This is a genomic window from Alteromonas sp. ABH4_453 (assembly GCF_056160665.1).
The window spans coordinates 377,721-404,322 of record NZ_JBSWXP010000001.1; the positions used below are offsets into that span (position 1 = coordinate 377,721).

A 26,602-nucleotide genomic window follows, 5' to 3' on the forward strand; every position below is an offset into this window, starting at 1 on the left:
CATAATTGTCTTAAAATGAGTACACCGCACTCAGATAATAGCTAGTGCCTATAATACTTGTCGTTTGCCACACCGGCTTCTCTTCTGTGAAATAGGCTTCTTCGTTGTTACCATTGATATTCAGTGCTCCAAAACGAAGGTTAAGTGCTTCAGTAACGTTATAGCTCAATAGAATATCAACCTGATTTCTACCGTCGACTACCCTTCCCTCGCGCGCAAAAAATGCATCAGTGTTATCTTGAACGTAAGGGCTACGATTGTTCACGGCGACCCTTGCACTAAAGGTGTCGTTTTCCCAATATCCGATGAAATTCCAAGTCTCTTCTGACGAATTAGTTAGCACGAAGTCTTCGCTATCTTCTGCATCGATGAAAGTATAGTTTGCTGAGAAACCGAAACCATCGATAGGTAACAATGCATCAAGGCTCTGGTTCCAACCTAGTTCATACCCTTTGATAGTAGTACCACTATCATCGTTGTAGGTGCTGGTGATTTCATAGATGTTACCTTCTGTGTCCACGCAATCTTCCGGCGTTCCACTTAGCGCAACGTCGTTGTAGCTATCAGGGCAAACAAACTCAGAAACCGACCCGTTCTTAATTTCTTTCCAAAAAAGAGTGAGTGCTAAGCTATTACCCTCGCCGTAGTACCACTCTAGCCCTAAGTCGGCTTGATCGGCAGTCAGCGCTTTCATGTTAGGCTGGCCAAGATCTACAGTGTAAGTACGCGTACCGAATGAATTATTTACCGACGTTTCAGAGGCAGCAATTTGTGTGCGCGATGTCAGTAATGGACGGACTAGCACCTTGGCAGCAGCAAATCGCGCTTGTACTTCGTCTGTCAATTCAAGCACAAGGTTTACGCTCGGTAAAAAATTGTTGTAATCGTAGTCAAATGCAGTTTCGCCAATCACTAAACTGATTTCAGAGTTAATCGGGTTATCTTCACCGGTCAAATAGGTATTGATCGTTCTGTCGGTAGTTTCATAACGACCACCAATATTTCCTCTCAACGTCATTTCACCGATGTAACTTTCGAAATCAACTTTTCCGTAAACCGATAGGATATCTCGCTCTATTGAATATGAAGATTGAGCAGCGAATAAAGTTGGAACTGTTACCCCTTCAGCCACAAGCGCATCTCGGTAAGCTTGAATATCTGGCGCGACCCAGCCATGCTCTATGGACATTTGGTTGTCCAAGAAGTCAGTTACCATATAGTTAAAGTCACTCATTAACGGAAGGTCGCTTGGATCAGCTTCACCAATGGCGAATCTATCCGTACGAAAAACGTCTCTATTGAATTCTTCTTTACGGAATTTTCCTCCAAAAGCAAAACCAGTGAAGAAGTCGCCTTCAAGCACGCGAATTGCGTCAAATTGAAGTGCACTTTCAGAAGAGTCCATGTATCGAGTTGCTCCGTTTGGGTACTCGTTCCTTGGCATGTCAGCAGGGTATAAAGAAGGGTCGGTTAGATCTTCATCCACGTTGAAGATAACGTTATTGCGATCTGAAATATCCATGTTTGCAGATACCGTAGTCGCTAAGATTACCGCTTCTTCTGCATGCACAGCCTCGCCTTTCGTGTAATGAGCGATACCGACTAAAGTCCAGTTTTCTGTCTCGTACTTTGACTCAAGCGTAAACGCTTTACTGGTAGCCTGTTTGTCCTCAGCTTGGCGATTATTTTCAAGAGTAAAGTCGTCAATACGCACTTGGTTATAAACGCCATTTACCGGCTCACCAAGTAGCGTGATATCGTCGCGATCGAACAAGAAAACCTGCTGGTTCAAATCTTGTACCGTATCGTCATCAGCATAAATTGCGGTAAACGTTGTTTCGAAATTATCGCTAGGACGCCACTGTACTGCGCCGTTCATCAAATAGCGTTTGGTTTCGCGGTCAATACGGCGGTAACGCGGACGTCGAGGAATATCATTGCCTTCATCATCGCTGAACCACCTACCCATCCAGAAGTTATCTACCCTGTCGTCAAGTTCCTGATAACCTGCGTTTAAAAATAATCCTACTGTGTCATCAGCAAATTGGTCGATATAGGTGATATTACCTTTGGGGGTCACATCATCTGTGGGTGAGAATTCCGAATATTGCCCCTTTACCGAAGCTACAACCTTACGCTCACTGTAGGAAAGTGGCTTCGTAGTATCGATATTAATAGTACCTGACAAACCACCAGTATCCATGTCTGCACTGGGAGATTTAATTACTGAAATACTTGAAGCTAGTTCAGACTGTATAATGTCGTAACGAAAGCCACCAGTAAAATCCGCACTCGCCATAGTTTGGCCATTAACGGTAGTTCTGGCATATTGGGAGCCTAAACCGCGAACACTGATTGTAGAACCTCTACCGTTAATATTTGATATCTGTACGCCAGGGATTCGCTGGATTGCTTCAGCAATGTTCTCGGTAGGAAACTTTCCGATATCTTCTGATGTAATAATGTCTGCAACTTTCGTTTCATCGCGTTTTAGTGCCGCAGCTTGGACCAAACTAGAACGATAAGTAACGTCAATACGTTCAACTTCACTGTCACTTACGTCTGAGGCAGCTTGAGCAAAAACCAGTGCAGGCGAGCTAAGAATGCCTACGATAGCACTGGCGAGTAACGTTTTCTTTGGACGAGCGTTATTCATGATGTGGTTCCCATCTTCTTTGTAGTGGTTGTTGTTCAGCTTTAGGCAACCAGCTGATTAATTTTATTTCTTATTATTAACGATGATTTTTTCATCACCTGCCATTGACGCTACCAACCAATGTCAACGTTGTCAACAAAAAATAAGGAATTATTACTACGATATTGGGTAGACCAAAATATGAACTTTCAGTAAGACGAAAACGCTAAACTACGCTTTCAAGCGAATAATTAGAAGCCGAGTCTCTTACAACCACATCAAGAGAAAACCCTTTTGAATCAACAGCATGAATATCATTGGATTTCATCATTTCAATAACCATTGCTGCAGCTGTTGCTGCAATATCAAAGTTAGGCTGGTCAATCGTAGTAAGATGAGGCCACGTTTGCATGGCGAAGGGACTGTTTTCGAAACCAACAATCGAGATGTCTTCTGGAACTTTAAGATTGTTAAGACGCGCCATAAATACAGCTCCCGCTGCAATTTCGTCGTTACATGCAAAAATGGCGGAAGGTCGTTTGGGCATGGCAAGTACTTGTTTAGTCATATCCATGCCGGATTCGAAAGTAAACTCCCCATCAATGATAAAATTTTTATCAAAAGGCAATTTTGCTGCTTCATGTGCCTTTGTAAAACCTCTTACTCTCCCTAAACTAGACTCATGCGATGCATGAAAACCAAGAAAAGCAATATCTCTGTGGCCTAAATCCAGCAAATACTGCGTTATTTTAAATCCCGCATCCACGTCGTCTACATGCAACACCGGGGCTAGATTATCAGGGGGTTGCTCGCCAGATAAGATCCTAACTACTTTAGCATCTCTACTGAGTAAAAATGTAACAAGCTCTTTATTTTCCGACAATGGCGGGGTGAGAATAATTCCGCCAATCTGATTTGAACCAATCATAGCCGCAAGCTCATTCCCTACCTCATCAGAATGAGAATCAGTGGGGTGAATAACTAATTCAAACCCTTTTTTTCTGCATTCAGAAATAATTCCATTTTGCATTTCAATCACATAATGGCTGTTGGGATTGTCATAAACAAACGCAAGAGAGAACGGTGCTTTACGCATTACCCTTGCTGTGTGGTTAGGCTGATAGTTCAACTGCTTTATTGACTCAAGCACTTTTTCCTTTACCGACTCACTAACATTTGGTTCTTGGTTAACCACTCGCGAAACCGTTTTAAACGATACTCCCGCTAATTTCGCGACATCCTTAATAGTTGGTTTTTTCATGAAACTCTTTTTCGGTGAAAGGTATTGAGTGTTAGAGAGAATAAAGTGAACCCCCTTTTTAAGCAAATTTCTTGGTCTTCGTAAACCAATGAATAACTAATACAATTTCATCAAGGTTCAAAAAAACAACAATGACAACGTTGACATAGGTTAGAGAAAAGGGTTAGGGTTAAACAACTGAATATAAAAAAAGCAAGAAACATGACAACAAACACGACATCTTCACGACTTCTGTCTCTCGATGTATTTCGAGGGCTCACCATAATCGCAATGATTGTAGTAAACAGTCCGAATACTTATGGAGAACTCGCGCACGCACATTGGATAGGCATCAACTTTGCCGATTTAGTGTTCCCTTTTTTCATTCTCATTGTGGGTGTAGCAATTAGTTTGGGGTTCAAGAATATCGATTCATCTTCACCACAATTGACCAGTATTTTGAAAAAAGTGTGGAGAAGAGGCTTTACGCTTATTGGGCTCGGGCTCGTTGTTAATTTGTTCTATACCCACTTCGAACAAATAAGGTTACTAGGCGTATTACAGCGAATTGGCATTGTTTATATTGCCTGCTGTTATTTAGCAATTTACTGCAAACCAAAGAGCGTGGTTAAAGTGGGCATTGGTATCTTGCTTCTGTACTGGGTATTTATTCTATTGGTTCCTGCCCCGGGCCTACCTAGCGGGCATCTTGCTCGTGGAGAGAACATTATAAACTGGTTCGATCAATTTGTACCGGGTATGCTGTGGCGTGGTACTTGGGATCCCGAAGGTCTGCTCAGTACCTTTCCTACCATTGTTACCGGTATCATGGGTATGCTCATTGGCCAGATTATAGTTAAAGGCAAGGACGACTTACCTACCACGGTGATGAATTTATTTGTATTCGGCTTTGTTACTTTTTCTCTAGGATGTATTTGGAGCCTAGGTTTTCCTTTCATCAAACAGGCGTGGACCAGCTCATTTGTATTAGCCACCGGCGGCATAGGCGCCATGATATTGGCCTGTATGATGTGGTACACCGATATTAAAGGCTTCAGAAACGGTACTCAAATAGCCACCATCTTTGGGGCTAACGCGATCACCGCATATATCCTGCACGTTATCATAGAGAAGCTACTTGATTGGGAAATCGCCGGTGTATCCGTTCACAACAGCTACACCACATTTATGTCTGATATGGGAGCAAGTGATTTTATAAGTGCAACGTTGTGGGTCATTCTGTTTCTCAGCGTTTGTTTTATTCCTGTATATGTCCTCTATCGCAAACAAATTTTCATAAAGATTTAAGGTGGAATCTGTGACTCAGAATTACTTTGTAGGCGTTGATGGCGGTGGCACTAAATGCAAAGCGCGGCTTGAAAACGAACAAGGCGAATTGCTTGGCGAAGGATTGTCAGGTCCATGCAACCCTGCTCAATCAGCCGACACCGCGTTCGCATCAATTATCGAAGCTACGACACTGGCATTAGAGGCAGCCTCAATGTCAGCGACAAAAATAAGCGATCTTAATGTTTGTCTAGGTCTTGCAGGTGTAAACGTTACGCGTTATCGAGAAATTGCACAGAGTTGGATATTTCCATTTAAACGTACACACATAACCACCGATCTACACATTGCTTGTTTAGGCGCTCATGCAGGTCAAGACGGCGCAATTATAATAACTGGAACCGGTAGTTCAGCACTTGCAAGCTTGAGTGGAAACTTAACAAGTATCGGTGGCCACGGTTTCCCTTTAGGCGACAAAGCGGGAGGCGCATGGCTTGGCCTGCAGGCCTTGCAATACACCCTTGAAGCACTCGATTCCTTGGTACCTTCCTCTCGGCTCGTTACTGATATGTGCGAAGCTCTTGGTACAGACGACCCTCAAGCGATAGTCGGTAAGTCGCTGCACTTCAAGTCGAGTGATTTCGGTAAGTTTGCGCCAATTGTTGTGAAATGTGCTAACGGCAGTGACCCCGTTGCTCTTAGTATTGTGAACGGAGGAAAGCAGTACCTTTCAGGTGTCGTTTCTCAACTAGAGGAACTCGGCGCTAAACGCATTTCAATGATTGGTGGCTTGTCTTCGCAATGGGCTGAGTGGCTACCTGACAATATTCAACAACGTTTACAACCCGCGAAGTGTTCACCTGAATTTGGTGCAATTTCATTAATAAAAGACCTGGTAAAGGAGTGTTAATATGGCTTATGTGACCAAAATGGCGTCTGAAGCAGCAGAAACGCCACAAGTGCTGAAACGACAGCTAGACAACAATAGCCATATATATAACAAGTTATCTGAAGAGATAGAAAAGCACGATCCAGAATTTGTGTATATTATTGGCCGTGGTACCTCAGACCATGCCGGCGTGTTTGGAAAATATTTGATTGAAACTGAAATGGGGCTGCCCGTTGCTTCTGCCGCGCCATCGGTAAACAGCGTTTTCGGCAAGTCCCTTCGATTAAATAGAGCACTGGTTTTTATCATTTCTCAATCGGGCAGAAGCCCAGATATACTTGCACAAGCCAAAATGGCAAAGGAAAAAGGTGCGCTTTGTGTTGCGCTGGTAAATGACGAGTCATCACCAGTTAAAGATATTGTAGATATATTTATACCACTTTGTGCCGGGCCAGAAATTGCCGTTGCCGCCACCAAAAGCTATCTGGCGACCTTGTATGCGTTATTAAGCATTGTTGCAAATTTCACTAAACGCAACGATCTTCACGAAGCTTTACTTGCCCTACCTACACAATTAGAGTCGGTAATAAGTTCCCCCTTTGTACTTACCGCAGAGCACTTAGCTCCGCTTGAACGATGCGTTGTACTAGGCCGCGCTTTCGGTTACGCCATATCCAGAGAAATAGCGCTTAAAATGAAAGAAGTCTGTGGAATACAGGCTGAGGCTTTCAGTAGCGCGGAATTTCTTCACGGGCCCATATCCTTGCTAAACCGCAGAACAGCTGTTATCGATGCCCATATTCCTGACGCTTCAAGTGCTGTACATAAGTCACAAATTGAAGAAGTGATCCGCAGAGGAGCACAAGTTATCCCTTTATTTGAGGTACCATTGGACGTGCATCCTCTCACATCGGCGCTCATTGTTATGCAACGTTTTTACTTAGATATTGAAAAAGCTGCGCGCGAGATGGATATGGATCCAGACAGCCCTATAGGACTTAAGAAAGTAACGGAAACCCTCTAGCAATGAAATCTTATTTTGCCAAACTCCTTTTTGACGGCTTTTCATTTCATTCGAACGTGCGCTTTGAAGTGATTAACAGCCGAGTGACCGCTTTCTGCTCGAACAGTGTGGATGATAGCAATGCTGAGGTCATCCATGAGCTAGTCATACCCGCCATGGTAGATGTTCAAGTAAACGGTGGAGGCGGCGTTCAGTTTAACGAAACGCCCACACTGTCTACGCTTCAGCAAATGGCAGACGCCTTTTTAAAAGTGGGTACGGGCAGCTTAATGCCAACCATTATCACCGACGACATCGACGTTATGAATAAAGGCGCTGATGCAATAGCGTTAGGTCACAAATGGGATCCAGGCGCTATCCCGGGTGTCCACTTCGAAGGGCCTCACCTCAGCATAACCAAAAAGGGCATGCATAGTTCAAAGCACATCCGCTCACTGAGCAACAAAGAGTTGGCCTTATTTACTCGAAATGATCTTGGTAAAGTAATTGTCACGCTAGCACCAGAAGCGGTCTCGCCCTCAGATATTGAGACGCTAACCAATGCAGGCGTAATTGTGTCTATAGGCCACACTAACGCCACCTCCCAAGACTGCTTTGCCGCTTTTGATGCGGGGGCTACCGGTGCTACACATCTTTTCAATGCCATGTCACCGTTTACCAGCAGAGAGCCTGGTGTGGTTGGGGCCTCACTTTACAGAGATGACGTCTATTGCGGACTAATCGTTGACCATCATCACGTTCATCCTGTGTCAGCAAAGCTAGCGATAAAACTTAAAGGTGATGAACGCTTAATGCTGGTAACCGATGCTATGGCACCGGCAGCAAGTGACGTCGACCACTTCGTCTACCAAGGCGTAAAAGTCATACGTAAAAATGATACGTTACGTCTTGATGACGGTACGTTAGCGGGTTCGCTATTAACGATGGATAAAGCCATCCAGCATACACATTTCGACCTGAGTATTGATCTGCATGCAACATTGAAAATGGCAACGTCTACCCCTGCTTCATTTATAAAAAGCGAAGCGAACATTGGAACGTTACGCACAGGCTCTTTCGCTAACTTCATAACGCTAAATAAAGACTTAAGGGTGACACGCTGTTGGCGCAACGGCGAAGTCGTGCGGTAGGTATGCAGCTAATATGCATAGCCCAGTATTCTTTTGAACAACAGATAATACGTACTCACAAAAAATTAAAATATTAAGTAAGCAATACAGTGAAATAAAAACATTATAAGAAGGAAACGTGATGCAAACTGCAGTTAAATCCCCCCCGTCGACGATACTCCCAATGACAATAATCGGCACATTGTTTTTCGTTTTTGGTTTTATCACATGGTTAAATGGAGCACTCATCCCCTTCTTGCAAATTGTTTGCAATTTGAACGGAACAGAGGCACTGCTAATCGCGTTTAGTTTTTATATTGCGTATGTTGTTATGGCACTTCCTATGTCATTCGTGCTCAATAAATTGGGCTATAAAAACGCCATGACTTTCGGGCTTTTACTGATTGCTGCAGGGTGCTGTTTATTTGTTCCTGCCGCTAAAACGCAAACATTCATATTATTTATTACAGCTCAGTTCATCGTCGGTTCCGGTTTAACTATTTTACAAACCGCATCAAACCCATATTTAGTAAAAATTGGGCCGTCAGAAAGTGCGGCAGCAAGAATATCAATTATGGGGCTACTGAATAAAGGAGCAGGCTGGCTCGCACCAATGGTGTTTATTGCTCTTGTACTCGGTGACTTATCAGGTATCACTGAACAAAGTATCGCAGCATTGCCAGAAGCTGAACGCAGCGCACAAATACAACAATTAGCACAAAGCCTTATCATGCCCTACTTAGGAATGGCTGCAGCGTTAGTAGTGCTTGCAATAGCGTTAAGCTTTTCTGGCTTGCCTGAACTCGATCTGGATGTTGAGGATAAGAAACTCGCTGAATACGGAAAAGGAAAAGGCTCAGTATTACAATTCCCTCAGCTAGTATTAGGTGTAATTGCACTTTTTTGTTATGTAGGCGTAGAAGTTGTTGCCGGAGATACAATTGGCCTAGCAGGCTCGCAACTTGGCGTTCCGGGAGCACTAGGGCTCACGTCATACACCATGTTTTTTATGGTCATTGGGTACAGCCTTGGTTTAGCACTTGTGCCCCGAATTTGCACTCAGCACCAATTACTTACTCTCTCTTCAGTTTTAGGTATTGTTTTGTCAATCGGTATACCGTTCACTAACGCTGAAAGCCACGTCTTTGCAAGTTTTCTGTGGGGTTGGGCAGGTATTGCAACGCTTCCTGATCCTATTACTCTTATTGCACTTTTGGGACTTGCTAACGCCATTGTTTGGCCTGCAGTTTGGCCTCTAGCATTAGAAGGGCTAGGTAAATTCACTGCACGCGGTTCTGCACTCTTGATAATGGGTATAGCTGGAGGAGCAATTATTCCGTTACTCTTCGGATTTACAGCTGACCACTTCGGCGTTTTAAATGCTTATTGGACAACGATACCTTGCTATGCCTTTATTCTTTTCTACGCGTTGAAAGGGTGGCGTTTAAGAGAATGGTAATTTAGGCGACGACTTGGTGGGTTTACCATACGCATAAGTGGTACTCTTGAAAGACGTGTTTAATAACAGTGATATCGGAACCCATCTTTAACTATGAAGCAGCTTTCCCTTGATACCTTGCGCACCTTTGTTAGCGTTATTGAACTTGGTGGCTACGCTAAAGCGGGTGACTTTTTGGGGCGCTCTCAGCCTGCTATCAGTTTGCAAATTAAAAAGCTAGAGTCGCAGTTAGATAGAAAGCTGTTTACCAAAGTAGGCCAACGCCATGTACCTAGCGCCGACGGCAATTGGCTGTACCCTAAGGCGAAAGAACTGCTAGAACTTAACGACAACATTTTTAGAAGCCTAACCCCTGCCCCGCTTAGCGGCAGGTTGCGTTTAGGCATCCCCAACGAATTTGCCTCTACCCTACTGCCAGGCTTAATTGGTGAGTTTTCAAAGCGCTACCCTGATGTGTCTTTAGAAGTCACGTCGGCATTAAGCCGCGATCTGCTTCACCCGTCTCAGCGAGACCACTTTGACTTAATTCTGGCACTTGTTAATCCAGATGAAGAAACTGAGGGGGAAGTTGTTTTAGAAGATGACGTGGTGTGGGTAGGCGATACGACTCATCCGTTGGTGGGAAACAACATTCCATTGGTACTAGCGCCAGATGGCTGCATGTACAGAAGCCGAGTGATTGAACAGTTAAAGCAGCAAACCTTCGCTTGGAAGATTAGCTACACCAATGCCGATTTGGGCGGGCTTGTGGCTGCTATTCAACAAGGGCTTGGCGTTACAGCACTAGCAAAATCGAGCTTACCGGCAAATTTAGCCGTACTGAACCACCCGCATCTGCCTAAGTTAGGCAAGGTCAACATTTGCCTATTTAACCAAGACACCCAGCATCCGGTAATAAGTAAAACCCTCGCCGAATTCTTTAAAGTGCGGCTAACGCAATAAAAGCTGAGGGGTCAGAGTACTTTTTCTGCCCCTCCATCCGTGTACTAATCAGCGTTAACCGTCGCTTGTGATGGTGTCGATAAGCTCAGCAAGAACAGTTTCTGCTTTGCTGGTTTCAACTTGGCAGGTACCCGCATTCATGTGGCCGCCGCCACCATATTTCAAACACAGCTCACCCACATTGGTGTTAGAGCTACGGTTAGTAATGGATTTACCAATAGCAAATACCACGTTTTGCTTTTTCAGCCCCCACATCTTGTGAATAGAGATATTGCAGTCTGGGTACATGGCGTAAATCACGAAACGGTTTGTGGCGTAAATGGTCTCTTGTTCGGTTAAATCGAGTACCACGAGGTTATCGTGTACGGTAGAGCACTTGGCTATCTGTGCCTTCGCCATTTCATTGTGCTCGTGATACAAACTTACGCGCTCAGCCACATCTTCCATTTGCAGTATTTCTTCAATGCTATGGTCTTTGCATGCATCTATTAGCTTCATCATTAGCTGATAGTTAGAGATTCTAAAATCTCTGAAACGGCCAAGTCCAGTTCGCGCGTCCATAATGAAATTCATTAGCACCCAGTCGGTAGGCTCTAGAATTTCTTCTTTTGAAAACTGGGCAGAGTCGCCTTTATCTACCGCATCCATCATATCTACAGAAATATTCGGAAATTCATCTGCACCTCCGTAATAGTCGTAAACAACACGGGCAGCAGACGGCGCTTTCGGGTCGATGATGTGATTCTCGATGTAACCTGAATTGCGGACTGTTTCACTTAAGTGATGGTCGAAGGCAATATGGCAACCCGCAACGTAAGGCAGGTTAGTAGTGATATCATTCTCGGTAATATCAATTTTACCGTCTTGCATGTCCTTTGGATGAACAAACAAAATATCGTCAATTAAGTCTAAATCTTTCAATAAAACTGCGCATACCAGTCCATCGAAATCACTTCGTGTAACCAATCTAAATTTTCTTTCAGGCATAGTTTATCCATCATTCACTTAGGTAATATTTTTAAGTGTAACAGCTAATAAAAATTTTGAGAGACAGGTTTATTAACTTCTTATTTAGCCTTTTAAATTCAGTAATTTACCCAGCGGTTTCACCAAACTTTCTGGCGGTTCGGTAAAGTAAGCAGGGCCGGTTTCTGTCATGTACAAACAGTCTTCTAAGCGAACCCCAAATTCACCTGGAATATAGATGCCTGGTTCATTGGAAAAGCACATGCCTTTTCTAAGTGGCGTATTTTCACCACGCACGAAGTTAACACTCTCGTGTCCTTCCATGCCGATACCGTGACCTGTTCTGTGACTTAGCCCAGGCAATGCATAGTCTTTGCTGTACCCTTTGCTGGCGTAGAATTGGCGCACTGCATCATCTACTTTCCCTGCTGGTTCACCAATTTTTGCTGCGGCAAATGCCACGTTCTGCCCTTCCCTTACTGTGTGCCACACGTCCTGAACTTTCTGAGACGCCTTGCCAAATACCAAAGTACGACTTATATCGCTTTGGTAACCGTGCACGCTGCAACCGCTGTCTAGCAAGATCACCGAACCTTCTTTGATAGTTTGCGCAGCGTTAGTGCCATGAGGATAAGCACTTGCATCGTTAAATAACGCCAAACACCATGTACCGCTACCGCCTAAGCGCTGCTGTGCGGTACTCATCAAACTTTTTACGTCCTGCTGACTCATGCCTAGCTCTAAGTTATTAAAAACAAACTCATAAGCACGCAAAGTAACTTCATTGGCCTTATGCATAAGTGCCAGTTCACTCGCAGTTTTATACATGCGACAACCAAGTATAATTGGCTCGGCGGGAACGATATTAATATTTGGTAGCGCTCGGCTGACTCCCGTAACTACAAAGTAGCGTACGCTGCTTTCAAAGCCGATATTGCCGCCTGTGATCCCGCGCGATTTTAAAATATTGCCTACGACATCAAACGGGCTTTCATGCTCTTGCCACACTCTTACATCATCGCCTATAGCTAACGACTCAAGCACACTTGGCTTTTCGAAAAATGGCGTTACCACCGCCATGTCACCTTTTTGAGGAATAACCAGCGCGGTCAAGCGCTCACTACGCCACCATTTAATCCCTGAAAAATAATCCATTGCAGCGCCAGGCTCGACCAGAATTGCCGCAATGTCTTGGGCTTTCATAAGCGACTGCGCTTTTTCAATACGGGCTTTGCGTTCTTCTACGGTAATCGGCTTCGCATTTGCGGTGATATCACTTAGCCCGCTTAAACCGTTAACGTCTGTTGCATTAGTTTGATTAATTGCAGCTATAGAAGCCACAGGAGCAAGCGCAAAGCTAGCACCCGCTAATTTCAAGAAATGTCGCTTATCCATGTTCCCTTCCTGTCGTTTTAATTAAGATTGTTTAGCACTTTTTTGTTTTATGAAAATAACATTCAATTGATTTTGTACTAAAAACTTCAGTGTTTAATATTGTCTGTACTTTATGCCCACATAACGAAGATAGCGGCAAGCCCAATGAGAAGTAAGCCAGCAATTTCGCGTTTTGTGACTGCATTTTTTAGCCAGTAATGTGAGAGTACCAAGGTAAGCAACACCTCTAACTGCCCAAGTGTTTTTACCAGCGCCACATGTTGTAATGCCATGGCGGTGAACCAACAAATTGAGCCCAAACAGCTTACCGTGCTAATCGCTAGCACCTGCTTTTTAGCGTTGGTTAGCTGTCTGAACACGAAGGGTTTAGTTAGCGCAATATAACCACTTAAACTTACCGTTTGCACACATAGCACCCATAACAACACCCAGGCAGCAGCCACTGTATGCTGAACATTTAGCATATGGCTAGCCTCGCGCACCAACAGTGATGTAAGCGCAAAACAGGTACCGCAAGCAAGACCTATAATCATGGTTTTCACACTAATGCCATGGAGCCGATTGCCGCTGCTTAACACAAATACTGCTATTGCGCCTATTACTATGCCCGCCCACCCAAGGGGCGTTAAATAACTTCCGAAAAAGAGCATGCCTACAACGCCGGCCACCAAGGCCTCACTCTTCGCTAGACCTGCGCCAATAGCAAAATTCTTCTGCTTGAATAAAATCACCATTAAAGAAGTGGCCGCTATTTGAAGTAGCGAAGCACACAGTATCACTGCAATAAAAGTGCCCGAGAACTCAGGCGCTTGACTGGCGCTACTGCTGTAGAGAATGAGTAAATAGACGAGGGCTATTGGCGGAGCCAAGATAAAGCGAGAGAGCGTCACCCCAGAGGTGTTAACTGCCCCGCTCAGCTTGCTCTGCAGTGCATTGCGCACGGTTTGCATAACAACCGCGCCCAACGTAAATAAAATCCAACTCATTAGCTTCGCTTTACCTTGTTATATCGCTACCTACAGTTAAGCGTGAATTACTTTGCCTCTTTCGCTTCCATTGCCTGTGTGCGCTTGTCTTTGAAATCAGAGTCGCGTTTCCAGTATGGCCACACATCGCCTTGGGCGTAATAGTTCAGCATAGAGCCGATAAGTGAGAGGTCTTGTTGCACACCACCTAATGTCCAGCTTGGAAGGTAGTCATCATCTGCTTTATGGTAGCGTTTGGCGATGAAGCTAGGGTCGGTATCGCCTAAGCTCATGAACAAAATTGAAGGCACGCCCTGCTTCGCAAGCGCGAAGTGGTCTGAGCGGAAGAACAATCCATTTTGAGGTCGCGGATCCATTTTGACCGTTCGTCCTTGTAAAGCGGCAGCTGTCGCTAAATCGTCTTCAATAGATAAATAGTCTTCGCCGTACTGCAAAATGTAATCAACATCATCGTTTACATTCATGCCGTCGATATTTAAAAAAGCTACCATGTCGGACGTTGGTACCGGTGGGTTATTTGCAAAATAATCGGCACCGAGTAGCCCTGTTTCCTCGGCGGTAAACGCACTAAACATTAGTGTACGTGCAAAGCCCTCTTCGCGTTTTGATAGCGCATCTGCCAATGTAAGCACACCTGCTACGCCTGATGCATTGTCCACCGCACCATTATAAATAGTGGTTTGGCCGTTCTTCTCTACTTTGCCTAGGTGGTCCCAGTGCGCGTGAAGCATTACCCATTCTTCTGGCTTATCTGTACCGTCTAAAATACCTGCCACGTTTTGTGACTCGGCATGCTCAATAGTATTAGCGAAGCCCAATGATGCTTTTGTGTTTAGCGCGATGGGAATAAATCCTGGCTTTGAAGCCTTGTTTTTAAGCTCGCCATAGTCCATACCCACTTCTTCAAATAGCTGTCTGGCGGCATTTAGATGAAGCCACCCCATTACACCGACTTGTGAAGCATTGTTGTTGTCATCGACTAAACTGAATTTGGTATTGGAGTTTGAGTTTTCGACTACGCCCCACCCGTAACCCGCTGGCATGGTTTCATGAATAATGAAAACCGCTTCTGCACCCTGCCTGGCTGCTTCTTCATACTTATATGTCCAGCGACCGTAATAGGTCATTGCGTTGCCCTGAAAAAGGTCTGGATCTTTAGATGCAAAACCCGGGTCGTTTACCAGCATTACAACGGTTTTTCCTTTTACATCCAGGCCGGCGTAATCATTCCAATTGTACTCTGGGGCATTAATGCCATAACCCACAAAAATTACGTCACTATTAGCAAGTGAGTATTCCTTCACAATGCGCTGAGTTCGGGCGGTAAACTCGCTACCTGCGCTAAAATCAAGCCCGCCTATTTTTAGCGATGAGATGTTCTTAGGCGTTATTTTCGCTAGAGGCACAGCTTGGGTGTAGCTGTCGCCAAAGGCGGGCTGAAGCCCTAGTTTCTTGTATTGGGTTACCAAGTAATCGACTGTTTTTTCTTCCCCTTTTGACAAAGGCCCTCGCCCTTCAAATTCATCGCTTGCCAGCGTTTTAACATGTTGACGATACACGTCTAAATCGATAGAAGCGTTACTCAGCGACATCTCTTCACTTTTTGCTGTCGCCGACGATTCAACCGAGGCTAAAGTGGAAACCACTGCGTCGGCATTCGCCGCACCAGTAATTAAGGTAGAAGTAAGTACGGAAGCAGCGCAGACAAAGGAAAAGGCGCGATAAGGTTTGCAAAGATAAGTAAACATAAGCCATTGGTACAAATAAAAAAGGATACCGAAGAGTATCCTGTACCGCTGACTATCTCAACGCCGAAACGACTAAACCACAAGAATGGGGTCAGAGTACATTTCTTTGCTTTTAGAGTGAGATAGATAATTAGAGAGCTTTGCCGCCTGTTTTCTATGATGTGTGAAAAAGTACACTTCCAAGCTTCAATAATGGGGTCAGAGTACATTTATTCGGTTTTGTAATAGGGAAAGCCAATAATGTACTCTGCCCCCACTATTCGGGGGTGGCGGAAAAGTACTCTGACCCCATTTTTTTGGGTTTATAGGCCCATGGCGTGGCTGACGAAGGCGTTTTTAATGCTGCTGAGTTTGTCTGTGGCTGAAAGGCCAATTCCCCTGACCAACTTTTTGAGGGGGTCGTCGCCGTCGAATAAGAATTTAAAGCCGTCCATTGCGGCAATCATTTTCGTGGCTTCTGTTTTACGGCTTCGTTCGTAGCTGCGTAAGTGCTTGTACAAACCTATGTCTTTACCCGACGCCTTTAAATCATTTAGGGTTTCTGCCAGTGCCAGTGCATCTTGCATTCCTAAGTTAGCGCCCTGCCCTGCAAGCGGGTGAATGGTGTGTGCTGCATCACCCACCAGCACTACACCGTCTTTCGCCCACTGGCGTGCATAACGCATGGTCAACGGGAAAGCGGCGCGCTTGGTTTCAAGCGAAATAGTGCCAAGAACGCTATTACTAGCCGCGGTTAACGCATTGCAGAACGCAGCGTCCTCCAATGCCATTAATGAGTTCGCTTGCTCTGGCGTTTGCGACCATACAATAGAACATACATTTGGCTCAGACATAGGGAGTAGCGCAAGCGGTCCTGTGGGGGTGAACACTTGTCTCGCCACATTATCATGTGGCTCTACCGTTTTGATATTAGCGACAATCGCCGTATGCTCGTAGTCTTTAAAAGTGATAGGCAGGCCAGCTTGTTTTCTTACAAACGAGTTTGCGCCATCGGCGCCTACTAATAAGCGGCAGCTTAGCACGTCATCATTATCAAGCATCAGCATGGTTTGATTTGGTCCAGCTAATACTCTATCAATACCCGCGGTGATCAACTCCACGTTAGGCTGCGCTTCCACAGATTTAGACAATGCATTGACTAAAGCCTGATTCTCTACAATCACGCCAAGGGCATCACTGCCCATTTCATCGCATGAAAAGTGAATGTCGCCAAAACTGTCTTTGTCCCATACATGCATGTCGGTGTAAGGGTTGGCGCGATCTTGCTGCAAATGCGGCCACACTTCAAACTGCTGCAGCGCTTTAATATTCGCTTGGTTTATCGCACTCACTCTTGCCGTAGGCTTATCGTCCAGTACCTGATAACACGCCGCTTTATCGACTATTCCTATGCTCAATTCACTATATTTAAGCGCCGCGGCAAGGGTTAATCCTACAATTCCGCCGCCCACTATCGCTATATCAACATGCTGCATTGTTGTCTCTTATTCTTTGTGGTGTTTCGCCATAGCCCGTCGTATGTTTAACAAACGTTTTTTTCGCCTGGGGCATCATGCTTAATGCCAATAACGACACATTGCGTCCAATGACCGTTGGAAAATACTGATTTGAAAAAGTACGCACAAGTGTGTCAGTAAGAGCAATCGTATTGTCTCTATCTTTTTGACGTGATTTGGCATAACTCTGAGTGATGCTAAAAGCGCCAGCATCGAAGTTATCTGACGCGATCGTTTCGCTTTGCGTGATGTATAACTCATCCTGAGCAGAATTTGACGCTACATTTGACGGTGACGTTAATCCTTCATTTAACCGAGCACTTTCCGAATTCCCCATTTCTAATTGCTCTGCATATTTTTCCGCTGACGCTTGCAGTTCAGGCACTAAAGCACTTAAGTCACGTAACCCTAAATTGAAGCCTTGCCCCGCAATGGGATGTAGCGCCTGCGCTGCATTGCCTACTACCACGGTGCGATGACTGGCGACCTGCTGCGCTTTAGTAAGCGCTAATGGGTAACTTGCCAAATCACTCACTCTTAGTACTTTGCCTTGTCGATAGCCAAACGCTTCCTGTAAAGCTTGGATGAATGCACTTTGGCTTAATGCCATTAAGGTCTTTGCGGCGTCGGTATTTACTGTCCATACAACAGAAAAGCCGTTTCCAGTAGCTTTTATACCATCGACTTCGCTATCAAAAGGAAGGAATGCCAGCGGCCCGTTTTCAGTGAAACGTTCATATGCTTTGTTTTCATGGGGGAGCTGGGTGTGCACGTTAAAAACAATGGCTGTTTGATGATAGTCGCTAACGGTTTTAAAAATGCCAACCTGTTCAGCTAACCCAGAACGACCGCCATCAGCTAGCACCAGTAATTTCGCAGTAAGCGATTGCCCATTATCTAGCACCACCTCAACAAAATCGCGCTGCTGCTTTACGCTTGTAACTTTGGCTGGTGCGATGTGTTGATAGTTTGAACCAGCACTTGCCGCCAATCGAGTTAGCGCACTTAGGCTTACGACCTGACCGAAGGCGTCAATATGATAGTCGCCACTTTCAAGGTTCAACAAACCTAAATGTCCTTTGTCGCTTACCTCAATGTGCTTAATTTGAGGAGGCAATTCACCGTTGTGCTGCTTGGCTAAATCGTCAAGATTTAGCCCCATGTGTGACAATTCATCCACTGTTCGTTTTGCTAGGGCAATGACACGAGTATCGGTGAAAGGATTAAAGTCATCTAAATTTTTGGTGGTTTGCTCGGGGTCAGCCGCATCAATAAGCGCGACAGATAAGCCGAGGCCGTTTGCCGGCGATACTTTCTCTGCAAGTGCTTTGGCTAATACCGTACCGACAATACCACCACCAATAATTACTACATCAACCGCTGCTGCCGAATCCACTGTTTTTGTTTTCCTGTCGCCCAGAGGCTATGTCTTTAAATTTAATTTTATTGCGTAAAATCTGGGATGTTTTTCTTCGCGTTAAAGGCTAGCTTTTGTTGCGGGCCTTTAATACAAGAACTGTTTGTGTCGCTTTTATCATTTCTTTTGAAAACGTTGACGAGCTTTTGCAATTACGCTTTTCCTTCAGCCATAAGTGCTTCAATGGCATCAATGTCTTTTGGCACATCTGCAGTAAGAATATCGACACCTGTTGCGGTGATAACCACATCGTCTTCAATGCGTACACCAATGCCTTTGTATTTTTCCGGCACGTTACTGTCTTGGCTAATATACACGCCTGGCTCAACGGTTATCACCATACCTGGTTTTAAGGGGCGGTCTTCACCATCAATTTTGTAGTTGCCTACATCGTGCACGTCTAAACCTAAAAAGTGTCCCAAACCATGCATGTAAAACTGTCGCCACGTTTCATTTTCAAGGTTTTCAGCCACACTACCTTCAAGAACGCCAAGGTCAACTAAACCTTGAGTAATAATTTCTACGCTATGCAACATAGCCTCAGAGAGGGTAACCCCTGGAGCTAACATATCTAACACGCTTTTTTGCGCATTTAATACAACGGAGTAAATGTCGCGCTGGGCATCTGTAAATTTGCCATTTACCGGAAAGGTTCGCGTGATATCAGCAGCATAGCCTTGATATTCTGCGCCTGCATCGATCAAGATCAAATCACCGTCTTTTACCTGCGCGTTATTTTGCGTGTAATGCAAAATACACGCATTGTCACCGCTTCCCACAATGGTGCTGTAAGCTGGCGAACGAGCCCCCGCCATGGCGAACTCATGGTGAACTTCAGCTTCTAACTGATATTCATAACATCCAGGAGCAGCAAACTGCATAGCCCGCTTGTGGGCACGGGCACTTATTTCACCGGCCGCTTTCATCATTGCCACTTCACAAGCAGACTTGAACAAACGCATTTCATGCAGTTGCGGACGTAAATCATGTACTGCACCAGGTGCTAGAGATTCTTTTGGCGCTTCACGCAAAGTATTAAGGGCTTCAGTAAATAAGCGGTCGTGACGTTCGTTATAACCTAAAGAAAAGTACACATTGTCTTGCCCTTGAATTGACGCAAGTAAGGCTTCTTCTAACTCATGTGTTTCAAAGGCTTCATCTAGGCTAAACCGAGCAAGTGCTGCCTCGGCGCCCAAGCGTTTACCGTGCCAAATCTCTGCACTCTTGTCCTTTTCCTGTACAACCATTGCTCGATAACTTTCACCGTAGCGAGGGTGATTAGACAAAATCAACCAGGCGTCAGGTTCTTCAAACCCTGTCAGATACCAAAAGTCGCTTTCTTGCCTGAACGTATACTCAGTATCACGACTTCGGGTCACCATACCTGCGGCAGGCACAATACACACACTGTTTGGCTTGCACTGAGCAAGTAGTCGGTCTTGCCTAGCGATAAACTCTTGCGCACTAATCATAAAAAAGAAAACCCTAAAAAACTCTCGTTAAAGCAAATGGCGACTTACCGCCGCTTCTATTACCTTGAATTATTAGTGTACGGATGGCGTGTCTTGTTGATCATCTAGCAGCGATTGACCAAGTTCACTGAAGCATAAAATTGCTGAAATTTTCACGTATTCTTCAACTTCAAATAGCGCCTTCTCTGACTCTTCATCTGCATCCATGGGTTCTTCCATGCGTGAAATATCTGAAAAATCTTCAAGTGCTTCTTTTACATCGTCAGAACATTGCATAAGATCTTGCTGGTGTAGACCAAACCCAAGCATAAAACCTTGCACCCAATTAATCAGTGCAGCTCCGCGGTCATTTATCGGCGCTTGGTCGTCAGGAAGCAACAAATTGAGCGCAAATTCTGGCTCAAGAAGCTGCTGACAGGTTTGATTGAAAAGGTTATTTAAAAGGTACTTAGTAGGGTCGCTAAACGCATCCCCCTGATTAATGGTTTCACTTAACGCTTCTAGCCACTTTTGGTCGGTTAGCGACATGCCACCACAAAGCATACCGCACAGAATGCCATGAACTTCTGCAGCGTCAACAATTACGCCTTGCTGAGACAATTTATTACTTACGCTATCGTAATCGAGCTGTTTTTCCACGAATTGTTCTCTTTTGTTTTGAATAGTTTGAGATACAAGTGCCGCTTTTGTATAGCGGCTAATTACCGTCTATTTTGGCGGCGACTTACGTCACTGTCATCTCTTGATGGAGTTAATACTAGCAAATATCAATGTGTAGCGCCTCCTTTTGCCCTGCCACTGCGCTAACTTTGAACAAACAGCAAACGTAATTTTAGGGTCTAATAACACTGTGTCGCATACACTTTACACAACGGTGCTTAAACGTTGTTTACTCGCTGTTCAAACAGTGTTTAATTCACGGTGATTTAGCAAAATTCGTTGCCGGACGGCTAGTAACATCGTCAGATTTCATCTAAGATCGTGGTTGTTGGATATGGAATTCCTTTCGCAACAGCTTGACAGTGTTCATTAGCGTTTAATATCAGCATTAGCTTGTTGGTTATTATTGAGCTTCTCCGGTATGCGTGTATAATTGCTGACCAATTGGTCAAGAAAATAGTATTTTTTTACCGTTTTTATATTCACCACGCAAAATAGTTATAAAGCGCCTTAGGTGATCCTCTTCACTGGATCTCGCGTTTGTTATACCCTGTTGCGTTAATACAACAACAATGTTTCCTGGGATGTTTGCTAGTTCATTCATGTCCCTGGCCGATGCTTTAAACCTAGGAAGTTGAAACAGCTGCTATTGTGCAAGCTCGACGCGTATCGAGAAGCCTACGGCAATTGTGATTCTTCCGCCCTGAACTTTTCGGTTCACGGGCGAAACATGGACAGCGGCATTCTGGGAAGCGCCCTCTTTCGACGGAAGAAGAAATGGCAATAATAAATTTTGGCTCTATTAATATTGACCACGTTTACCAGGTAGATCACTTTGTGCAGCCTGGAGAAACGCTGGCCTCTACCCATTATCAAACCTTATTAGGTGGTAAGGGTGCAAACCAGTCTATTGCTTTAGCGCAAGCAGGTGCAGACGTAAGGCACGTCGGCAGCATTCACGAAAACGACGCCTCATTTAAACAAGCTCTTATTAAAAAGGGTGTTGATTGTCGTGGTGTAAAGTGTTCAGAAGTTCCTTCAGGTCACGCCATCATCCAAGTTACCCCAAGCGGTGAAAACGCCATCGTATTATTTGGTGGTGCTAACCAAACTATTACCGCAAAAACCGTAATGCAAGCGCTAGACGATACGCGCCCTTCGGACTGGGTATTAACGCAGAACGAAACCAGCAGCATTGAAGAAGTACTTCGCCAAGCGAAAGAAAAACAGCTAAAAGTAGCTTTTAACCCAGCGCCTATGAGCGAGTCGGTTAAACAGCTTCCGCTAGACTGTGTAGATTTACTTATTGTAAACGAAACCGAAGCTGCTGCGATTACCGGTAAAGAAGAACTTGAAGATATTGTGACAGTGTTCAAAGAGCAGTGGTCACACTGCGAAGTTATTATTACACTAGGTAAAGCCGGTGTAATGATGCTGCGCAAAAATGAAGTTGTAGAAGTAAAAGCATTCTCTGTTGATGCGGTAGATACCACCGCAGCCGGTGACACCTTTATCGGTTATTTCTTGTCTGCATACAGCAACCACACCGATGCTAAGCAAGCATTGCGTCGAGGGTGTGCAGCTTCGGCCATTGCGGTTACCCGTGAAGGCGCAGCACAGAGTATTCCAACACAAAAAGAAGTGGATCGTTTCTTAGCGAAACACGCCAACTAGCAAGACGCATTGAGATAAATTGATGGCACATAAGATCATATTAGATACGGATCCGGGGATTGATGATGCAATGGCGATCTTTTTCGCTTTCCAATCTCCAGATATTGAAGTTCTAGGCTTAACTACCGTTTTCGGTAACGTTCCAGTAACGATGGCAGCGCAGAATGCACTAACACTTTGTGAAATTGCAGGTAAAGATATTCCTGTAACCAAAGGCGTTGGTATGCCATGGGTTGGCCCAGAGTCAAACTATGCACACTTCGTACATGGTGAATACGGCTTTGGTCACATTAAGCCTGAAGCACCTAAGACCGAGCTTGACCCACGCAGCTCTGCGCAGTTTATCGTTGATATGGCGCGCAAGTACCCGGGCGAGATCACCATTGTTGCTATTGGCCCATTGGGTAACTTGGCACTTGCACTTCGTCTTGAGCCAGAACTGCCTAAGTTGGTGAAAGGCGTTAGCATTATGGGTGGTGCGGCGTTTGTTCCTGGTAACGTTACACCGGTTGCTGAAGCAAACATTTGGAATGATGCGCACGCGGCGGAAATCGTGTTTGCGGCAGACTGGGAACTGACTATGTTTGGTTTGGACGTAACAAACTTCACGCCATTCTCACCTGCCTTTGTTGAAAAGCTTGAAGAGAAAAACAATACGCTTGGCGGTTTTGTGAAAGAAAGTGCCCAGTTCTACATGGATTTCTACTCGCAAAACCGTGAAGATCGCGTGTGTTTTTTCCACGATGCATTCCCAATTGCCCACCTTCGTCACCCAGAGTTATTTGAGCTGACTGAAGGTCACGTTCGCGTTGGCACAGGTACGCTTGATAGAGGGCAAACTGTAGTTGCGCCTAAAGGTACAACACCTAGCCCGCTATGGAATGAAGCAAATACAATAAAAGTAGCGACTAAAGTTGACCATCAAAAGCTGGAACAACTATTCATAGACACCTACGCTTTATGATATGTTTAAGGGATTGTTAATATACAATCCCTTTTTTATTTCATCGTTAGGTTCAAACTATGCAATCAGCTCCACTCCCCATTAATGAGGAAGAACGTCTTGCCGAGTTACTCAGCTACGACGTACTTGATACCGAAGCTGAAAAGCTGTTTGATGACCTAACAGCACTTGCCTCGCAAATTTGCGAAACCCCTATTGCACTTATTAGTCTAATTGATCCTGACCGCCAGTGGTTTAAATCACGAGTGGGGTTGGATGCTGAAGAGACGTCCCGGGAAATTGCTTTTTGCTCTCATGCGATTTTGCAAGAAAAAGTGTTCGAAGTTCCTAACGCCACGTTAGACCCTCGATTTCATGATAACCCTTTGGTAACTGGCGCGCCTGATATTCGCTTCTATGCTGGTGCACCACTCATTACCCCATCGGGACACGCAATCGGTACACTTTGCGCCATTGACCGCAAACCTAAAACACTGACAGAAGCGCAGAAAGCATCACTTCAAACTCTTAGTAAATCGGTAGTAGCGCATTTGGAACTAAAGCGTAAGAACCGAGAACTAGAGCGTACTAGCCAATTTAAATCTGACTTTCTGTCTTACATAAGCCACGAAATCAGAACGCCACTTAATGCGATAAACACCTTTAGCCGGCTGCTTGAGGGCGAAGCTCAAAAGTTGGGTTTGCCCTCGTCTTTTACCACACCGCTTTCTCATGTAAGTACAAGCGGCGAAAGGCTGCTAGAAATTGTAAATTCAGTTCTAGATATCAAGCAAATAGAAGCTGGTAAGATGCGTGTAATGCCCCGTGCGGTGGACACTAAAGACTTTTTCACACATCTATTTTCGTTAACTAAAATCCGTGCCGAAGACAGCGGTATAGTATTTTCAACAAAAATTGATGAAGCAATGCCCGAATCTTTGTATTTTGATGACACTAAATTTGGGCAGATTGCACTTAACATACTGTCGAATGCGATTAAATTTACCAATAAGGGTAAGGCTGTCAAAGCGCAAGTGAAATACAAAAATGGCAATGTTGTGTTCAATGTCATAGATGAAGGCATCGGCATTAGCGATGATGATCAGAAGCGACTCTTTAAGCCTTTCGAGCGAATGGGTAACGCTCAAGAGATTAGTGGAACCGGCTTAGGCTTGAATATATCTAAGCGCCTTGTCGAGCTCATGGACGGGTCTATTAAAGTTAGCAGTAAGTTGAATCACGGCACTCGCATAAGCGTGACTTTACCGGCCGACGCGTTGAGTGAAAATCAGTTCGTTGAATCAGAACCACGCAGCATTGTAGCTCAAGTCAACGTTAGCCAATCCGCGAATGTTTTGGTGGTTGAAGACCACTATATAAACCAAGTAGTTATTCAAACCTTATTCGAAAAACTTGGCGTGTCTCTCTCTGTAGTGAGCACTGGCGAAGAGGGCGTTGAATACGCCAAGTCTAATCCTGTGGACTTAGTTCTTATGGATCTCAACCTTCCTGGCATTCAAGGCGATGAAGCAACAGCTCAAATAAAGGGGTTCAAGCCAAATTTGCCTATTGTCGCATTAACGGCGGATGTGATTACCCAGCCAGAATATTTGCGTGAGCAAGGTCTTGATGATGTATTGACCAAACCCATTGAGAGTAGTGAATTAGTTCGTGTACTTAATCACTTTTTAGGTGAATCTGATCGTTAACCTCCTGGTTTAAAGCGAGTAAGGCCTTCAATCATGCAGATAAGCGTTTCACAAGAAAGCATGCGAACTCGCGCACAGTTGCGGAAAAAGCTTCGCGAAACACGCCGTGAGTTATCTTTTGAACAACATGAGGATGCTGCAAAACGCGTAGCATCGCAACTCAATGCCCTGCCTTTTCTCAACGAGAGCATAACAATAGCGGGATATTTAGTTAACGATGGCGAAGTCAATTTAAAGTACTACATCGATTGTGTTTGGCAGGCTTCAAGCAAAAAAAGATTCGCACTTCCTGTACTACACCCCGTATGCAAAGGGCATCTACTTTTCTTATCTTACAACCCAAACACCCAGCTTATTTGTAACAAATACAACATTGAAGAGCCCGTGCTGGCTTGTGAAGACGTTGTTCCGGTTACGCTATGTGATGTTATTCTTATGCCGCTTGTAGGCTTTGATAGTAACGGTAATCGCTTAGGCATGGGTGGTGGCTATTACGATCGTACATTAAGCTTTACTCAGCGCCAAATGAGTTCCCATTCGCCTCTTAAAAAACGTGCGCCAAAGTTGGTAGGCATTGCCCACGACATTCAAGAAGTAGATGCCCTACCTATTGCACCGTGGGATGTGCCGCTCGATGCTATCGTAACACCCACGCGCGCCCTGCATTTTACTAACTCGTGATAGCCATTATAACAAATTGAATATACGAACTTGTGGGTTCATGTACGCTTATACGATACACTTGCGAACACAATAAGTCGGAGAATGACCATGGATCAGAACGCAAAAAAACAAGCCGTAGCCAAAGCAGCCATCGAATATGTTGAAGCAGATAGCATTGTAGGTGTGGGTACAGGCTCTACCGTAAATTTCTTTATTGAAGAACTCGGTAACATTAAACACAAAATTGAAGGCGCAGTATCAAGCTCAGAAGCATCTACCGAGCGTTTAAAAGCCCTAGGCATTGAAGTGTTCGAGTTAAACGAAGTCAGCAACCTTTCGGTTTATATCGATGGGGCTGATGAGGTTACTGAACACAAGCATATGATTAAAGGTGGAGGCGCAGCACTCACTCGCGAAAAAATTGTAGCCGGCGCCGCAACTACTTTTGTGTGCATTGTTGATGAAAGCAAGCGTGTGCCTGTATTGGGCTCATTTCCGCTGCCGGTCGAGGTTATTCCCATGGCTCGCTCTTTTGTAGCCCGTGAACTGGTAAAACTTGGTGGCGACCCTGAATATCGGCAGGGAGTAGTGACAGATAACGGTAACGTTATTTTAGATGTACACAACCTTGAGATTCTTAATCCGCGCGAACTGGAGCAAGAAATTAATAATATTCCTGGCGTAGTGACTAACGGCATCTTTGCGCTAAGAGGCGCAGATATTGTACTAAGTGCCACAGAAAGTGGTGTCGAAACCTTTAAGTGATAGCTTGGCACGGCGTATAGACGGTGAAAAGCTATACAAAATACTGCTTTCAACTTAATGCGTTTTCTGTTAATTTCCGTTTAGACGTCTAGATGTCCTTAGTTAGGTGCGACGCGTTTTAAT

General features: G+C 44.7%; 21 protein-coding genes and 1 other RNA gene. 12 read left to right on the forward strand and 10 right to left on the reverse strand.

What is annotated here, in order from left to right; genetic code table 11:
• Positions 1-10: 10 nt before the first annotated feature.
• Together ACXAGV_RS01625 and ACXAGV_RS01630 are read right to left on the reverse strand one after the other, a co-directional pair.
• Positions 11-2,656: a TonB-dependent receptor gene (locus ACXAGV_RS01625; RefSeq protein ID WP_474871298.1), complete on the reverse strand. Its 2,646-nt coding sequence runs from the start codon at positions 2,654-2,656 to the stop codon at positions 11-13.
• A gap of 205 nt (positions 2,657-2,861) precedes the next feature.
• Positions 2,862-3,896 carry a LacI family DNA-binding transcriptional regulator gene (locus ACXAGV_RS01630; protein ID WP_474871300.1) on the reverse strand — a complete coding sequence of 345 codons (1,035 nt, stop codon included), beginning with the start codon at positions 3,894-3,896 and terminating at the stop codon, positions 2,862-2,864.
• Between the two features lie 201 nt (positions 3,897-4,097).
• Here ACXAGV_RS01630 and ACXAGV_RS01635 point away from each other — a divergent pair, with 201 nt between their 5' ends.
• The 6 genes from ACXAGV_RS01635 (at position 4,098) to ACXAGV_RS01660 (ending at position 10,585) form a co-directional block, all read left to right on the forward strand.
• Positions 4,098-5,183, forward strand: coding sequence for an acyltransferase family protein (locus ACXAGV_RS01635; protein ID WP_474871302.1), 1,086 nt, complete (start codon positions 4,098-4,100; stop codon positions 5,181-5,183).
• Positions 5,184-5,193: 10 nt separating this feature from the next.
• Positions 5,194-6,072 carry a glucosamine kinase nucleotide-binding domain-containing protein gene (locus ACXAGV_RS01640; RefSeq protein WP_474871304.1) on the forward strand — a complete coding sequence of 293 codons (879 nt, stop codon included), beginning with the start codon at positions 5,194-5,196 and terminating at the stop codon, positions 6,070-6,072.
• A gap of 1 nt (position 6,073) precedes the next feature.
• Complete coding sequence (gene nagB-II, locus ACXAGV_RS01645; RefSeq protein WP_474871306.1) at positions 6,074-7,075, forward strand: glucosamine-6-phosphate deaminase NagB-II; 1,002 nt, start codon at positions 6,074-6,076, stop codon at positions 7,073-7,075.
• Positions 7,076-7,077: 2 nt separating this feature from the next.
• Positions 7,078-8,205 carry an N-acetylglucosamine-6-phosphate deacetylase gene (gene nagA / locus ACXAGV_RS01650; protein WP_474871308.1) on the forward strand — a complete coding sequence of 376 codons (1,128 nt, stop codon included), beginning with the start codon at positions 7,078-7,080 and terminating at the stop codon, positions 8,203-8,205.
• A 121-nt stretch (positions 8,206-8,326) separates the two neighbouring features.
• Positions 8,327-9,643: a sugar MFS transporter gene (locus tag ACXAGV_RS01655; RefSeq protein WP_474871310.1), complete on the forward strand. Its 1,317-nt coding sequence runs from the start codon at positions 8,327-8,329 to the stop codon at positions 9,641-9,643.
• Positions 9,644-9,736: 93 nt separating this feature from the next.
• Positions 9,737-10,585 (forward strand): LysR family transcriptional regulator, encoded by an 849-nt coding sequence (locus ACXAGV_RS01660; protein WP_474871312.1) that lies wholly within the window; start codon positions 9,737-9,739, stop codon positions 10,583-10,585.
• 54 nt (positions 10,586-10,639) lie between these two features.
• Here ACXAGV_RS01660 and ACXAGV_RS01665 read toward each other — a convergent pair whose 3' ends face one another.
• From ACXAGV_RS01665 to ACXAGV_RS01700, 8 genes are all read right to left on the reverse strand, one after another.
• Positions 10,640-11,572 carry a DHH family phosphoesterase gene (locus ACXAGV_RS01665; protein WP_474871314.1) on the reverse strand — a complete coding sequence of 311 codons (933 nt, stop codon included), beginning with the start codon at positions 11,570-11,572 and terminating at the stop codon, positions 10,640-10,642.
• An 84-nt stretch (positions 11,573-11,656) separates the two neighbouring features.
• Positions 11,657-12,946 (reverse strand): M24 family metallopeptidase, encoded by a 1,290-nt coding sequence (locus ACXAGV_RS01670; RefSeq protein ID WP_474871316.1) that lies wholly within the window; start codon positions 12,944-12,946, stop codon positions 11,657-11,659.
• A 110-nt stretch (positions 12,947-13,056) separates the two neighbouring features.
• Positions 13,057-13,932: an EamA family transporter gene (locus ACXAGV_RS01675; RefSeq protein WP_474871318.1), complete on the reverse strand. Its 876-nt coding sequence runs from the start codon at positions 13,930-13,932 to the stop codon at positions 13,057-13,059.
• Between the two features lie 47 nt (positions 13,933-13,979).
• Complete coding sequence (locus tag ACXAGV_RS01680) at positions 13,980-15,524, reverse strand: M28 family metallopeptidase (RefSeq protein ID WP_474871891.1); 1,545 nt, start codon at positions 15,522-15,524, stop codon at positions 13,980-13,982.
• A gap of 458 nt (positions 15,525-15,982) precedes the next feature.
• On the reverse strand, positions 15,983-17,155 hold the full coding sequence (locus tag ACXAGV_RS01685; RefSeq protein WP_474871320.1) for an FAD-dependent monooxygenase: 1,173 nt from the start codon (positions 17,153-17,155) through the stop codon (positions 15,983-15,985).
• The gene (locus ACXAGV_RS01690) at positions 17,142-18,572 is read right to left on the reverse strand and encodes an FAD-dependent monooxygenase (protein WP_474871322.1); all 1,431 of its coding nucleotides are present in this window, start codon (positions 18,570-18,572) and stop codon (positions 17,142-17,144) included. The genes ACXAGV_RS01685 and ACXAGV_RS01690 overlap by 14 nt, the downstream gene beginning before the upstream one ends.
• A 173-nt stretch (positions 18,573-18,745) precedes the next feature.
• The gene (gene pepP, locus ACXAGV_RS01695; protein ID WP_474871324.1) at positions 18,746-20,065 is read right to left on the reverse strand and encodes a Xaa-Pro aminopeptidase; all 1,320 of its coding nucleotides are present in this window, start codon (positions 20,063-20,065) and stop codon (positions 18,746-18,748) included.
• Positions 20,066-20,137: 72 nt separating this feature from the next.
• A complete protein-coding gene (locus ACXAGV_RS01700) occupies positions 20,138-20,704 on the reverse strand; it encodes a UPF0149 family protein (RefSeq protein ID WP_474871326.1) in 567 nt (188 codons plus the stop codon).
• Positions 20,705-21,298: 594 nt separating this feature from the next.
• Here ACXAGV_RS01700 and ssrS point away from each other — a divergent pair.
• The 6 genes from ssrS (at position 21,299) to rpiA (ending at position 26,479) form a co-directional block, all read left to right on the forward strand.
• Positions 21,299-21,481: non-coding RNA, 6S RNA (gene ssrS / locus ACXAGV_RS01705), on the forward strand.
• Between the two features lie 21 nt (positions 21,482-21,502).
• The gene (locus tag ACXAGV_RS01710; protein ID WP_474871328.1) at positions 21,503-22,399 is read left to right on the forward strand and encodes a ribokinase; all 897 of its coding nucleotides are present in this window, start codon (positions 21,503-21,505) and stop codon (positions 22,397-22,399) included.
• A gap of 22 nt (positions 22,400-22,421) precedes the next feature.
• Complete coding sequence (locus ACXAGV_RS01715) at positions 22,422-23,363, forward strand: nucleoside hydrolase (RefSeq protein WP_474871329.1); 942 nt, start codon at positions 22,422-22,424, stop codon at positions 23,361-23,363.
• A 59-nt stretch (positions 23,364-23,422) separates the two neighbouring features.
• On the forward strand, positions 23,423-25,051 hold the full coding sequence (locus tag ACXAGV_RS01720) for an ATP-binding protein (RefSeq protein ID WP_474871331.1): 1,629 nt from the start codon (positions 23,423-23,425) through the stop codon (positions 25,049-25,051).
• A gap of 33 nt (positions 25,052-25,084) precedes the next feature.
• Positions 25,085-25,732 carry a 5-formyltetrahydrofolate cyclo-ligase gene (locus ACXAGV_RS01725; protein WP_474871333.1) on the forward strand — a complete coding sequence of 216 codons (648 nt, stop codon included), beginning with the start codon at positions 25,085-25,087 and terminating at the stop codon, positions 25,730-25,732.
• A 90-nt stretch (positions 25,733-25,822) separates the two neighbouring features.
• Entirely contained in the window at positions 25,823-26,479 is a 657-nt protein-coding gene (rpiA, locus tag ACXAGV_RS01730; protein ID WP_474871335.1) for a ribose-5-phosphate isomerase RpiA, read from the forward strand.
• The last annotated feature ends 123 nt before the right edge of the window (positions 26,480-26,602 follow it).